This window comes from Neomelitea salexigens DSM 19753, assembly GCF_000422345.1.
GTDB classification, from domain to species: Bacteria; Pseudomonadota; Gammaproteobacteria; order Pseudomonadales; family Spongiibacteraceae; genus Spongiibacter; species Spongiibacter marinus_A.
The window spans coordinates 63,401-77,405 of record NZ_KE383819.1; the positions used below are offsets into that span (position 1 = coordinate 63,401).

The 14,005-nt window shown below is 56.6% G+C and carries 13 protein-coding genes; 4 read left to right on the plus strand and 9 right to left on the minus strand.

Annotated features, from left to right (window positions below):
* Positions 1 to 50: 50 nt before the first annotated feature.
* A complete protein-coding gene (locus H573_RS0115985) occupies positions 51 to 1,037 on the minus strand; it encodes a zinc transporter ZntB (protein WP_027875142.1) in 987 nt (328 codons plus the stop codon).
* A gap of 136 nt (positions 1,038 to 1,173) precedes the next feature.
* Between H573_RS0115985 and H573_RS0115990 the strand changes: the two genes are divergently transcribed.
* The 3 genes from H573_RS0115990 to H573_RS0116000 all read left to right on the plus strand — a co-directional run bounded on the left by H573_RS0115990 (position 1,174) and on the right by H573_RS0116000 (position 3,353).
* Positions 1,174 to 2,052, plus strand: a complete 879-nt coding sequence (locus tag H573_RS0115990) for an LLM class flavin-dependent oxidoreductase (RefSeq protein ID WP_027875143.1) — start codon at positions 1,174 to 1,176, stop codon at positions 2,050 to 2,052.
* Between the two features lie 102 nt (positions 2,053 to 2,154).
* Positions 2,155 to 2,730, plus strand: a complete 576-nt coding sequence (locus H573_RS0115995) for a cytochrome b (RefSeq protein WP_027875144.1) — start codon at positions 2,155 to 2,157, stop codon at positions 2,728 to 2,730.
* A 41-nt stretch (positions 2,731 to 2,771) separates the two neighbouring features.
* The gene (locus H573_RS0116000; protein WP_027875145.1) at positions 2,772 to 3,353 is read left to right on the plus strand and encodes a YceI family protein; all 582 of its coding nucleotides are present in this window, start codon (positions 2,772 to 2,774) and stop codon (positions 3,351 to 3,353) included.
* Between the two features lie 65 nt (positions 3,354 to 3,418).
* Here the strand turns inward: H573_RS0116000 and H573_RS18640 are convergent, their stop codons facing one another.
* From H573_RS18640 to H573_RS0116035, 7 genes are all read right to left on the minus strand, one after another.
* The gene (locus H573_RS18640) at positions 3,419 to 4,396 is read right to left on the minus strand and encodes an alpha/beta hydrolase (RefSeq protein ID WP_051171385.1); all 978 of its coding nucleotides are present in this window, start codon (positions 4,394 to 4,396) and stop codon (positions 3,419 to 3,421) included.
* A gap of 129 nt (positions 4,397 to 4,525) precedes the next feature.
* The gene (fba, locus tag H573_RS0116010; RefSeq protein WP_027875146.1) at positions 4,526 to 5,590 is read right to left on the minus strand and encodes a class II fructose-bisphosphate aldolase; all 1,065 of its coding nucleotides are present in this window, start codon (positions 5,588 to 5,590) and stop codon (positions 4,526 to 4,528) included.
* Between the two features lie 52 nt (positions 5,591 to 5,642).
* On the minus strand, positions 5,643 to 6,803 hold the full coding sequence (locus tag H573_RS0116015) for a phosphoglycerate kinase (RefSeq protein WP_027875147.1): 1,161 nt from the start codon (positions 6,801 to 6,803) through the stop codon (positions 5,643 to 5,645).
* Positions 6,804 to 6,905: 102 nt separating this feature from the next.
* Entirely contained in the window at positions 6,906 to 7,907 is a 1,002-nt protein-coding gene (locus H573_RS0116020) for a type I glyceraldehyde-3-phosphate dehydrogenase (protein WP_027875148.1), read from the minus strand.
* A complete protein-coding gene (gene tkt, locus H573_RS0116025; protein WP_027875149.1) occupies positions 7,904 to 9,904 on the minus strand; it encodes a transketolase in 2,001 nt (666 codons plus the stop codon). The genes H573_RS0116020 and tkt overlap by 4 nt, the downstream gene beginning before the upstream one ends.
* A 161-nt stretch (positions 9,905 to 10,065) precedes the next feature.
* Positions 10,066 to 11,727 (minus strand): energy-dependent translational throttle protein EttA, encoded by a 1,662-nt coding sequence (gene ettA, locus H573_RS0116030; protein WP_027875150.1) that lies wholly within the window; start codon positions 11,725 to 11,727, stop codon positions 10,066 to 10,068.
* 175 nt (positions 11,728 to 11,902) lie between these two features.
* Positions 11,903 to 12,652 (minus strand): SDR family oxidoreductase, encoded by a 750-nt coding sequence (locus tag H573_RS0116035; protein ID WP_027875151.1) that lies wholly within the window; start codon positions 12,650 to 12,652, stop codon positions 11,903 to 11,905.
* Between the two features lie 98 nt (positions 12,653 to 12,750).
* On the opposite strand from H573_RS0116035, the gene H573_RS0116040 reads away from it, so the two are divergent.
* Positions 12,751 to 13,173 (plus strand): MAPEG family protein, encoded by a 423-nt coding sequence (locus tag H573_RS0116040; RefSeq protein WP_027875152.1) that lies wholly within the window; start codon positions 12,751 to 12,753, stop codon positions 13,171 to 13,173.
* On the opposite strand, the gene H573_RS0116045 is transcribed toward H573_RS0116040, so the two are convergent.
* A complete protein-coding gene (locus tag H573_RS0116045; protein WP_036257065.1) occupies positions 13,174 to 13,995 on the minus strand; it encodes an SDR family oxidoreductase in 822 nt (273 codons plus the stop codon).
* Positions 13,996 to 14,005 lie beyond the last annotated feature (10 nt).

Sequence of the window (14,005 nt, forward strand, 5' to 3'; positions counted from 1 at the left end):
CCCTAACCAACAATAGCGTGATTATTGTGTTGAATTCCCATTAATAATGATTAAAGCCAGCGTTTATACCGAAAATACACCAACATCAAAACCGCTACGCCTATTAGCATGCCAACGAATAGCATAAAGGCTTGCTGATTATCCGCCCCCGGAATCCCGCCAACATTTACTCCTAATAAGCCGGTAGCAAAACCGAGCGGCAAAAAGATCGCGGAAACAATGGACAGCACATACATACGCGCGTTCGATTCTTCGGAAATTTGATTAACCAATTCTTCCTGTGTAACGGCCGCGCGCTCACGAACACTGTCGAGCGTTTCAATATACTGCGCTAAGCGATCACCGGATTCACGCACCGTGGCCCGGGCATCATTATCAAACCAGGCGACACGCTCACTTAATATCCAGTTCAGGGCCTCTCGCTGGGGCGCCAGGTAACGGCGCAGTGATATTGCCTGGCGACGCAAGTCGCTGAGTTGATTTCTGAGTCGTGCGCGCGGCGTGGTCAGCAGTGACTCCTCCAACAGGTCCACGCTATCTTCAGCTTCCTCTATTGGCCCGGCCATACGGCTAACCAAACGCTCACATAGCAATGCCACAAACTCCGCGCTAGAACACGGGCCCTCACCACGCGCAAACCGACCAACCACATCGTCCATCGACAGCAAGCGCCGCTTTCGCGAGCTAATAATATGATTGGCGTCGGCAAATATACGCACCGACACCATATCTTCGGGGTCGGCATTGGGGTTCATATTAACGCCGCGCAGCGCCATCAACAGACCGCCATTGTGGGCCGCCGCGCGGGGCCGCGTTTCCTCTGCCAGCAACGCGGCAACCGCCAGATCATCCAGCGACGTAATATCGTCACGGCTCGCGAAGGCTGATAACCACGAGCGCGTGTCACTGTGGCTGTAGTCCACGTGCACCCAGAGCACGCCCTGCTCGGGTTTCCAGAGGTCAATTTCCTCTCGCGTAATTGCCCGCGCGCCGCCTCGCCCATCGAAAATAAAGGCGTAGATAATTGATTCGCTCATAAAGCCTCCACCGTTTTCCGGATCATCGCACGCCATCGAGGCGCAGACTAGCGTATTCACAGCATCCTCTTTCTGGGTGAGTCGCTAAGTGCTTCATCCGCCTAGAATGGTAAAAAAACACGATAAGAGAACAGCAATGAAAATTGGCGTCTGCCTTCCCTATATGAAACGCGGCCTGAGCCGTCAAACCTTTAAAGACTGGTGCGGCATTATCGACCAAGGCCCCTTCCACAGCTTGTCATGCGGTGAGCGCATCACAGGCTACAGTATGGAAATGCGCAACATCCTGGCTTTCGCAGCGGCCAGTACCGAGCGCGTGCGCATTATCCCGGCACTGTATGTGCTGCCCATGCACAGCGCGGTTCAAGCCGCCAAAGAAATTGCCACTCTGGATATTCTTTCAGAGGGTCGCGTCACGCTCACCGTGGGCGTGGGCGGTCGTGAAAAAGACTACCAAGCACTCGGCGCGAGTATGAAAGGCCGCTTCCAACGCATGGACGATCAAATCGCGTTGATGAAACGGGTATGGCGGGGAGAGCAAATCGAGGACTATGACGAGATTGGCCCCGAGCCCGTGCAAGCGGGTGGGCCGCCTATTCTCGCCGGCGCGATGGGCCCCAAAAGTATCGACCGCGTTTCCAAGTGGGCCGATGGCCTGTATGGCTTTGCCATGGACGGCGACGCCGGGCTGATCGATTATTTTTTCAAGGCTGCCGACCAAGCCTGGGCAAACAGCCAGCGCCCCGACAAACCCTATCGCATGGGTGGCTTCTGGTACTCTCTGGCCGACAATGGTGAGCAGGCGCTGCGCGACTATGTTTTCGACTACCTGAAAATTTTCGGCGACGCCGAAGCGGAAAAGGTCGCCGCCACCATGCGCATGCACGACCCGAAGGCCATACTCGACGGACTCGACGCCATTGAAGCACTCGGTTGCGACGAAATTCAATTGGTGCCCGCCAGCGCCGACTTGGCCGAGGTAGACCGCCTCGCCAATTTGCTCGCCGGTCGTTAATGTATCGAAATAGCTGATAAATTAACGCAGATAAATCCGCTTTTTTATCAGCTCACCCTATCTATACTGGGCGTATTGTTATCGTATGGAGACGCGAGCCTTATGCCCCTTAGAAACACCAGCACCCGCTACGGCTGGGTAAGCATCGCCTTACATTGGGGCATGGCCCTGGCCATCTTCGCCATGTTCGGGCTCGGCTTGTGGATGCGTGACCTCGGCTACTATGACACCTGGTACCAGCGCGCCCCCCATATTCATAAAAGCATCGGCCTTATCCTGTTGGCGCTGTTGGTCTTTCGCCTGCTGTGGCGCGCGACCAACCCCACACCTCAGGGCCCACCGAATAGCCCGCGCTGGGAGCGTTTGAGCGCACACCTCACCCACTATGGCCTGTATGCCATGCTGGTTGTGATGATGCTTGCTGGCTATCTGATCTCAACCGCCGACGGGCGTGCCATCGAGGTGTTTAATTGGTTTAGTGTGCCAGCTACCGTACAGGACCTGCCCAACCAAGAAGACGTCGCCGGCGAGATTCACGAGATTCTTGCCTGGGCCATTGTATTGCTGGCAGGTGTGCACGCACTGGCGGCCCTCAAGCACCATTTTTACAACCGCGACAACACCCTGAAAAAAATGCTCGGTCTTGCCAACCAAGCACCGGACTTGCGGTCGAAGTAGTTTCAGCACTGGCTCACCACTCAATAACAGAGGATGTATGTATGAAAACCTTACTCTCACTCACCGCCGCCCTGCTCATTAGCCTCAGCGGCAACCTTCACGCCACCGAATACAAGATCGATACCGCCGGCGCCCACGCCTTCATTCAATTTAAGATCAAGCACTTGGGCTACAGCTGGTTGCACGGTCGCTTTGACGACTTCGAAGGCCGCTTTAGCTACGACCCCAAAAAGCCCGAAGACTCCGATGTGACCGTTGTCATTGATACTGCCAGCGTCAACAGCAACCATGCCGAACGCGACAAGCACTTGCGCGGCAAGGACTTCCTTCACGTCGAGAAGTATCCTCAGGCCCGCTTTGAAAGCACTGCATTTATCCCTAAGGGTAACGGGAAAGCCGAACTGAAAGGCCAGCTGACGTTACACGGCGTAACTCGTGAAATTAGTATTGATGTGACAGAAATTGGCGGCGGCAAAGATCCCTGGGGCGGCTACCGCCAAGGCTTCACCGGCACCACTGAATTCGCCCTGAAGGATTTTGGCATCGACTTTGATCTGGGTCCCGCGTCGCGCACGGTACAAATGACCCTGGATATTGAAGGCATTGCACAAACCATGATGTAAGCGGAACTTTTTAGATTTCCACCCGGTCTTACTATCGACTTATCTCAATACCCTCTTTCGGAGCCTCACGGCTCCGTTTTTTTATCGCGACTGTCGGCAAACAAAAACTCGTCGCAGGCCTGCCAAATTTGCGCGCGATACTGCTCGCCCTCCTTCACCAAATGGTGGCGCGCCCCCGGGATCATTACTTCTCGTAGACGACGATATTTTTTACGCAACACCGGCAAATTGTATTGCCAATCCACCGTGTCATCGGCGTCGCCCTGCAGGATCAATACCGGGCAGTCACAAGCGGGCTGAGCGTGAAACCACGGCAACCACTTTTTCAACGCTCCTACCCAGGCTACCGGCAATATGCGCGGCTGAAGCGGATCGCGCTCACGCAAGAACTCCAAAAAGGCCTGGTCGTCAGAATTGTCGGCAAAGCGCCGCGGCAGACTGTGAAGGAAATACTTTAAGATACTGTGTGCGGGCTTGCCCCACCAAAACGCGCGTGGGCGCACCAGCGGCGCCATTAAAATCACCTGCTCAAAGTCATCGCTACCGCCATCCAGAATATGCGAGCCGACAATGGCGCAACCCGTACTTTGGGCCATGGCAAAGCGTCGCTGTGGCAGCTCGAAAGGGGCCACCGCCGCGAAGGCGGCGCGCAATACAGAACGGTAGCGAAAAAAGCTGTCTATCGATGCCCGCTCACCACTGGACAAACCATGGCCCGGCAGGTCGAAGGCCACCACACTGCAACCGTGTTTCAGGCAGTAATTGATCACATTATTGAACAGACCAACATGGTCGTAGTAGCCGTGATAAACAAACGCGGTGCGCTGCGCGTTGGGCAACTTAAATACCTGCGTGGCAATGCGTTCTCCCTCCGCCTCGAAATAGCCAATGTAATGGCGCAAACCCGCGTAGTCCTTTTCAAGGTCAATACCATAGTAAGCACAGTATTCCGGCAGCCAGGGCTGGCTGTTGACGGTCGATTGCAGCGACAAGGGGCTGAGCGAAGGAAGGTTTTCTTGGTCGATATTATCGGGCCACGGCATAGCAAGGTCCTTAGATTTATCCTTTTTAGCGGGCCCTAGTGTGCCCCGTCTGCTGGGACAAAATAAAGGGCAAAAAAAAGCCCGGCAGTACCGGGCTTTTTAATCACCAGTGCGCCATGCGCTCCGCGATTATTTAATGTTTGGGTTCAAGCGACCCGACTCATACTCGCCAAACATCGCTTCCAAACTAACAGGTTTAATTTTGGAGGCATTGCCGGCCGTGCCGAAGGCTTCGTAGCGCGCCACACAAATTGCCTTCATTTCCTTGATGGTTTCTTTCAGGTATTTGCGCGGATCAAACTCGCTGGGGTTTTGCGCCATAAAGCGACGCACCGCACCCGTGGACGCCAGGCGTAAATCGGTATCGATATTGACCTTGCGCACACCGTATTTAATGCCCTCGACGATCTGCTCAACGGGCACACCGTATGTCTCGGGAATGTCACCGCCGAACTCGTTAATGATCGCCAGCCACTCCTGGGGAACGCTGGAGCTGCCGTGCATGACCAAATGCGTGTCGGGAATACGCGCATGGATAGCTTTAATACGGTCGATCGCCAGAATATCGCCAGTGGGCGGACGCGTAAATTTGTAGGCACCGTGGCTGGTACCACAGGCAATAGCCAGCGCATCCACACCCGTTTTGGCAACGAAGTCAGCGGCTTCTTCGGGGTCGGTAAGCATCTGCTCGTGAGACAAGGTGCCCTCTGCGCCGACGCCATCCTCTTCACCGGCTTGCCCGGTTTCCAGCGACCCCAGACAACCCAACTCACCCTCAACGGAAACACCACAGGCGTGAGCCATGTCAACAACGGTGCGGGTAACATCGACGTTGTAGTCGTAGTCGGAGGGCGTTTTGCCATCTTCACGCAGCGAGCCGTCCATCATTACGGAGCTGAAGCCCAGTTGAATCGAGCGCTGACAAACGGCGGGGCTGGTGCCGTGATCCTGATGCATCACTACGGGAATTTCCGGGAATTCTTCAATCGCCGCAAGAATCATATGACGCAGGAAAGGCGCGCCAGCATACTTTCGCGCCCCAGCCGAGGCTTGCATGATCACTGGGCTGTCGGTTTCTCTCGCCGCTTCCATAATGGCGCGGGTTTGCTCCAGGTTATTGACATTAAATGCCGGTACGCCATAGCCGTATTCTGCGGCGTGATCCAGCATTTGACGCATGCTGATAAGTGCCATGTGAGTTCCCTTTTCAGTCTTTTAAATATGAATTATTGATCGGCGAGCGCGCTTACTTGGCGCGCTCTTCCAGTACCGCAACTGCCGGTAATACTTTGCCCTCAACATATTCGAGGAAGGCGCCGCCCCCGGTCGAAATGTAGGACACCTTGTCGGCAATACCAAATTTATCTACCGCCGCCAGCGTATCGCCGCCACCCGCTATTGAGAAGGCGTCTGACTCAGCGATCGCGTTGGCAATGTCTTCGGTGCCATCGGCAAACTGGTCGAATTCAAATACACCCACCGGGCCGTTCCAAATAATGGTACCGGCCTGACGCAGAATGGCCGCCAGCACTGAGCCGGTCACCGGGCCAACATCAAAAATCATGTCGTCGTCGCCGACATTTTCCACTGGGCGCAATGTTGCCGGCTCGTTCTCGTCGAACTTCTTACCGGTCATTACATCGCTGGGCAGCGGGATATCGCACTTCTCCATTAGCGCTTTTGCCTGTGGAATCAGGTCGTCTTCGCAAAGCGATTTACCGACGTTGTAACCCGCCGCCGCCAGGAAAGTGTTGGCGATACCGCCACCAACAATCAGCTGGTCCACTTTGTCAGAAAGTGTTTCCAATACGGTCAGCTTGGTGGAAACCTTTGAACCACCGACGATGGCAACCATCGGGCGCGCAGGGTTAGCCAAGGCCTTTTCCAAATTCTCCAGCTCATTGGCCAACAGCGGGCCGGCACAGGCCGTTGGCGCAAACTTGGCAACGCCGTGAGTCGACGCCTGCGCCCGGTGGGCCGTGCCGAAAGCGTCCATGACGAAGATGTCGCAGAGCGCGGCATAGGCCTTGGCCAGGGACTCATCATCTTTCTTTTCCCCGGCATTAAAGCGAACGTTTTCCAATAGCACCAGCTGCCCGGCCTCCAGCTCTACGCCGTCGCGCCAATCGGCTACCAGCGGTACCGGCTGACCGAGGGCATCACTGAGGTAGTCGGCCACAGGGCGCATTGAGTATTTTTCTTCAAACTCACCCTCAGTCGGGCGCCCGAGGTGAGACATCACAATCACCTTGGCCCCTTTTTCCAACGCCAGTTTCAAGGTTGGCAGGGCCGCACGCAGACGAGCGTCGGAGCTCACTTTTCCATCCTTGATGGGCACGTTCAGATCTTCACGTATCAGCAGGCGCTTGCCCGCCAGATCCAAATCACGCATTTTCAATACGTTCATAACACTTCCCGTTTCACTATCCGTTTACCGAACTAAACTCGCCTGCTTGTGCAGATCTGTGTACCCACAGCAACATTGCCCGGGGCACGCTAACAGTGCCGCCTACTGCAGCCAGTGTGCGACCATGTCCAACATACGGTTGGCATAGCCCCATTCATTGTCGAACCAGGTGAAGACACTCACCAGCTCGTCCGCCACCCGCGTTTGCCCAGCATCGACAATACCGGAGCGCGGGTCGTGGTTAAAATCACAGGACGCCAGCGGCTCCTCGCTCACCCCCAGCACAGCGCTTAAGCGACCGCGCGCGGCCATTTGCAGGGCCGCGTTCACATCGCTGGGCGACACCCGAGATTGCAGGGTCACGCTCAGCTCCATTGCCGAGACATTGTGCGTGGGAATACGCACCGCCCGCGCCGCGAAGCGGCCATCCAGGTCCGGCAAGATGCGACCAATACCCGCCGCCAATCCCGTATCGACCGGAATCATAGACATACCCGCCGCGCGCGTTTTGCGCAGATCGGTGTGGTGATAGGCGTCCAACACCGGCTGGTCGTTCATTGCCGAGTGGATGGTTGTAATACACCCCGAGCGCACACCAAAGGCCTGGTGTAGCACATCAATGACCGGGGTAATGCCATTGGTGGTACACGAGGCATTGGAGATCACCCGCTGCTCGCTGGTCAGGCCGTGGTGATTTAAGCCAAACACATAGGTCGGAATACTCGCCTCACCCGGCTGCGACAACAACACATGCCGCGCCCCGCGCTCCAGGTGTTCATGGAGTGCGGCCTCACTGCCGAGGGTACCGCTGCATTCCAGTACCACATCGATGTTGTGCCGACTCCAGTCAACATCGCGCAGCGCGGTGCAGTGGCTCACGGCAATCTCGTCACCGTTAATGCGCAAACACTCGACACCTTTTTCCACCGTACCCACAAAACGGCCGTGGGTGCTGTCGTAGCGCGTTAAATGCGCGATGGTGTCCAGATCGGCAGGCTCGTTAATGGCCACAATACGCATGGCGTCGCGCATTGGCGACTCGTAGAGCGCCCGCAATACGCAGCGCCCAATGCGCCCATAGCCATTGATCGCCAGTCGAATCATTCGCCTATGCAGTCCTCAACAGCAGCAACCACCGCCTCGGTGGTAATGCCAAAGTGCTTGAAGAGTTCACCCGCCGGCGCCGACTCGCCAAAGCTGTCCATCCCGACAATACGGCCGTCCAGGCCAACGTACTTGTACCAATAGTCTTTGTGCGCCGCTTCAACGGCGACGCGCGCCAATACATTGCTAGGCAATACCGACTCGCGATAGTAGCCATCTTGCGTTTCAAAGGCTTCGGCGCAGGGCATAGACACTACGCGTACTTTGCGGCCATTTTCAGCCAGCTGTTGCTGGGCTGCCATCGCCAGTTTCACTTCCGAACCGGTGGCAATAATGATGGCCTCGGGCTCGCCCTCACAGTCACTCAATACATAGGCGCCGCGAGCAATGGCGGCAACCTGAGCACTGCTGCGGTGTTGGTGGGGCAAACCCTGGCGGGTAAAGATCAGCGCCGTCGGGCCATCAGTGCGCTCCAGTGCGCTGCGCCAGGCCACGGCCGACTCAACCATATCGCAGGGGCGCCACAGCGCCATATTCGGGGTGCCACGCAGTGACGCAATTTGCTCGATCGGTTGGTGAGTGGGGCCGTCTTCACCCAGGCCGATGGAGTCGTGGGTGTAAACAAAGATACTGCGCTGCTTCATCAGCGCCGCCATACGTACCGCGTTGCGCGCGTATTCCATGAACACCAGGAAGGTCGCGCCGTAGTTAATAAAACCACCGTGCAGGGCAATGCCGTTCATCATCGCCGACATACCGAATTCGCGCACCCCGTAGTGCAGGTAGTTGCCACTGGCATCGTCGGCTTCAACCGCCTTGGAACCCTTCCACCACGTGAGGTTAGAGCCCGCCAAATCGGCCGAACCGCCAAGCAGTTCTGGCAGCATCTCGCCGTAGGCATCCAGACACAGCTGCGACGCTTTACGGGTGGCGACTTCTTTACCTTCGTCTTGGCACTGGGCAATAAAAGCATCGGCCTTCTGGGCAAAGTCGGCGGGCAAGTCACCGCTCACGCGGCGCTCAAATTCGGCGGCCAACTCTGGGTGGGCAGCCTGGTAGGCGGCAAACTTTTCATTCCACGCTTGCTCGGCAGCGGCGCCGCGCTCGCGAGCATTCCAGGCACTGTAGACATCCTCAGGCACCTCAAAGCTGCCGTGGGGCCAGCTAAGCGCTTCACGAGTCAGGGCAATTTCGTCATCGCCCAGTGGCGCGCCGTGGCACTCTTCTTTGCCCTGTTTATTCGGCGAGCCTTTACCAATGACCGTTTTGCAGCAGATCAGTGTGGGTTTGTTCGGCTCGGCGCGACCGGCTTCAATGGCGGCAGCAATGGCATCACTGTCGTGGCCGTCGACCGCGGGGATCACCTGCCAGCCGTAGGCTTCAAAGCGCTTGGGGGTATCGTCGCTGAACCAGCCTTCCACTTCACCGTCGATGGAAATGCCATTGTCGTCGTAGAAGGCGATTAATTTGCCCAGGCCCAGGGTGCCGGCCAGTGAACATACCTCGTGGGAGATACCTTCCATCAGGCAGCCGTCGCCCATAAGGGTATAGGTATAGTGGTCGACGATGTCGTGGCCGTCGCGGTTGAACTGCGCCGCGAGAATTTTCTCAGCCGTGGCCATGCCCACCGCATTGGCAATGCCCTGGCCCAGCGGCCCAGTGGTGGTTTCAACACCGGGGGTATAACCGTATTCAGGATGGCCGGGGGTTTTGCTGTGCAGCTGGCGGAAGTTTTTCAGGTCTTCAATAGACAGGTCGTAACCGCTCAGGTGGAGCAGCGAGTAAATCAGCATGGAGCCGTGACCATTGGAGAGCACAAAGCGGTCGCGGTTGGCCCACTCGGGGTTGGCCGGGTTGTGCTGCAAGTAGTCGCGCCACAACACCTCGGCAATATCGGCCATGCCCATGGGCGCACCCGGATGGCCGGACTTGGCTTTCTGGACGGCGTCCATACTCAAAGCGCGAATGGCGTTAGCGAGGTCGCTACGTGAAGGCATCGGGAGCTCCTGAAATTGTGATGGCGGCAAAGAGGGCGCTATTTTCCCCTACCCCGCGCGATACAGCAAATATCAGGAGCGTAAAAATGGCCGCTAGACCAATAAAAGCGGCTTTTTACGGCGCGCGGGGGCAATTGCTGCCGCCGCGCGTGGCAACAGCACTATTTTAGTTTTTTGTACTTCATGCGCTTGGGGGCAGCATTGTTGCCTTTGCGCGCCACAAAGTCCTCGTGGTATTCACTGTAATTGCCCTCAAAGAACACCACTTCACTGTCGCCCTCATAGGCCAAAATGTGGGTGGCGATTCGGTCGAGGAACCAGCGATCGTGGGAGATCACCAACGCGCAACCGGGGAAGTCCAGCATGGCGTCTTCCAGTGCACGCAGGGTTTCCACGTCGAGGTCGTTGGACGGCTCATCCAACAGCAACACATTGCCGCCTTCCTTTAGGGTACAGGCCAATTGCAGCCGACCGCGCTCACCCCCGGACAGCTCACCGACGCGCTTCTGCTGGTCGCTGCCTTTAAAGTTAAAGCGGCCAATATAGGCCCGCGAGGGAATTTCATAGCTGCCGATACGCAATACATCCAAGCCATCAGAGACCGCTTCCCACACTGTTTTGCTGTCATCGAGGGCATCGCGCATTTGCTCTACCGATACCAGCTTCACCGTCTCGCCCAACTCAATGCTGCCGGAATCAGGCTGTTCCTTGCCGCTGATCATACGAAACAGGGTGGACTTACCGGCGCCGTTACCGCCGACAATACCCACAATCGCTCCCTTGGGAATACTGAAGCTGAGGTCGTTAATCAGCGCGCGATCACCGTAACCCTTGCTAACGTGATTCACCTCAATCACCTTGTCGCCCAAGCGGGGACCGGGCGGGATGTAGATCTCATTGGTCTCGCTGCGCGACTGGAATTCCTGCGACTGCATTTCCTCAAAGCGCGCCAGACGCGCCTTGCTCTTGCTTTGACGTCCCTTGGCGTTACTGCGCACCCACTCCAGCTCGGTGGCAATTGCCTTTTTGCGCGACGCCTCCGACTTGGCCTCTTGCTCCAGGCGCTGCTCCTTGGCTTCCAGCCAGTCGGAATAGTTACCCTCGTAGGGAATACCACGGCCGCGGTCGAGCTCCAGAATCCAGTTGGCGGCGTTATCGAGGAAATAGCGGTCGTGCGTAATCGCCACCACGGTGCCAGGGAAGTCACATAAAAAGCGCTCCAACCAGCCCACCGATTCAGCATCCAAGTGGTTGGTCGGCTCGTCCAACAGCAGCATATCCGGGTTCGACAACAGCAAGCGACACAGCGCGACACGGCGGCGCTCACCACCGGAGATTTTTGTTACGTCGGCATCCCAGGGTGGCAGGCGCAGGGCATCGGCCGCCACTTCCAGCTTGTGATCGAGGTTGTGGGCATCGGTCGCCTGAATAATATCTTCGAGCTCGGCTTGGCGCTTGGCCAGCGCATCAAAGTCGGCGTCGGCCTCGGCGTAGGCGGCGTAGACTTTGTCCAGCTCGGCCAGCGCATCTTTTGCCTCTGCCACGCCGTCTTCGACATTGCCGCGCACGTCTTTGCTCGGATCCAACTCGGGTTCCTGGGGCAGGTAGCCAATCTTGATGCCCGGCTGCGGGCGCGCCTCGCCGTTAAACTCGGTATCAACCCCCGCCATAATGCGCAGCAGCGTAGACTTACCGGCACCGTTCAAGCCCAGCACACCGATTTTGGCACCCGGGAAGAAAGAAAGGGAAATATCGCTGAGAATCTCGCGCTTGGGTGGCACGACTTTGCTCACGCGATTCATGGTGTAGACGAATTGCGCCATGGTCACTCCTGAATACACGACAAACCGCCCTAGGCGGCAAACAAAATGTGAGCGAACGTTACCGAAAGGGGCGAGCATTGGCAATCCGACGCCGCTGGCAAGGCTTAAATTAGCCGCCAGCGACAAGAAAAGGGCAACCGCATTCAACCGCACGGCGCCAGCAAGGCAAGCGCCGTCAGGTCATTTTGGCAACCACACTCAGCGGCAGCACCTTCATTAACCAACCCATCGGCACCCAGGGCCACCCCGGCACTTTCGCTTCGCCCGGCTCTTTCTCAATAGCCTTGACCAAGGCCTTGCAACCCGTTTCCAGGTCGACCCGCATTGGCGCCTTTTTCAAGTCTTCGTTGATGGGCGTGAGAATAAAGCCCGGAAGGATACAGCTCACCTTGATGGGCGTACCAATAACATCGGCGCGCAGCCCCTCTGTCATGGTGCGCAAACCCGCTTTGGTAGCAGCGTAAATATTGATGGCACGTGGCATGCCCCGCAGCGCACTCATTGAAGAGATGGTGACCAAGTGTCCGGCATTTTGCTCGCGAAATATGGTCATCGCCGCCTCGCACTGCGCCAAAGCACCCGTAAAATTAGTCTGTGCGGTGCGAAGGTTGGCGTGGAAGTACCCGGTGCCCATCGACGCGCCCTTGCCCATTCCCGCATTCACAATCACTCTATCGAGGCTGCCCAATTCATCGCGAAAGGCATTAAACACGGTAAACACCTGCTCGTAATCACAGACATCCAGGGCTTTAATTAGCACCTTAACCTCGGGGTGCTTTGCCTCAATATCCGCTTTTATTGCCTCCAGGTTTTCAACCCGTCGCGCGCACAACGCCAAATTACAACCTTTCGCGGCAAAGGCCCGCGCCATTCCTTCACCCAGCCCTGAACTGGCACCGGTAATCAATACATTCTTTCTAAACATAACGTCCCCTGATCTCATTTCTATTCACATGGATATTGTTATATTCGCTTCAGGCCAAAGCGGCTACATCGATAAAAATCACAACAAAGGAAAAGACTATGGACGCCTCTCCCATTTTACTGCCTGTGATCATCCTGGTGCTGTGGAGCATGGTTATGCTCAGCTGGATGGCCATGTCACGCCTTCCAGCAATGCGAAAAGCGCGCATGCCGCCCAGCACTGGCGAACGCACCGCCGAGCTGGCAACCATGATGGACAAGCGCATTCAGTGGAAGGCTGACAACTACAACCACTTGATGGAGCAGCCAACTATTTTTTATGCCACGGCAATCGTGCTGGCCGTTCTGGGCCAGGGCGATGGCATTAACCTGGCATTCGCCTGGTTTTATGTGGCTTGCCGTATTGTCCACAGTATCGTGCAAAGCACCAGCAACGTGGTGATGCTGCGATTCAGTATTTTTGCGCTAAGCAGCCTGGCCGTGCTCGGCATGGCAGTGAATGCACTGCTCGCGCTGGTGTAATCAGCGCTTACGCATCATGCCCGCAGTATTTTTCAGCATAATTTTACGAAACCAGCGATAGGGCAGCAGGCGTTTTAGCATCACCAAACGCTTGCTGTCGTCGTGGGTAAGAATCTTAAACTGCTTTTCCTCCACCCCTCGAAATACCTTCTCGGCAATCTCGTCGGCGCTTACTTTCGCCTTGTTAACCAACTTCTGGGTTAATACGGTAGAGGTCGGGTCTGAGGCGCGCAGCGATTCTGCCAAGTTGGTTCGAAAGAAGGCCGGACACACCACTGAAACGGCAATATTGTCGCTATCCAGCTCCAGCGTCAGCGTTTCCGATAACGCCACCACCGCCGCCTTGGTTGCACAGTAGGACGCCATTTTCGGTGGATGAATCACCCCTGCCAGCGACGCCACATTCACCAGGTGGCCACCGCCCTGCTGACGCAACAGCGGCGTGAACACCTTGCAACCGCGCACCACACCCAACACATTGATGTCCATTACCCACTGCCAGTCTTCCATGCTCTGCTGGTCGATCGCACCGGCCGTGGCAACCCCAGCATTGTTGATGACCACATCCACACCGGACCAATGCTGGCTGAGCCAATCTGCAGCCGCTTGCAAGTCTTCCTCGCGCTGCACATCACAGTGCAAATACTGCGCAGTGGTGACCGCCTGAAGCGTTTGCAGGGTCTCTTCACCGCGCTCGCTGTTGATGTCGCCAATGCACACCCAATAGCCGGCCTTCGCGTAGCGCTCTGCCAGGGCGCGCCCCAATCCCGATGCTCCACCGGTAATAAAAACCCGTAAAGCCTGCGTTGTCGTGCTTGTCATAGTGATTTCT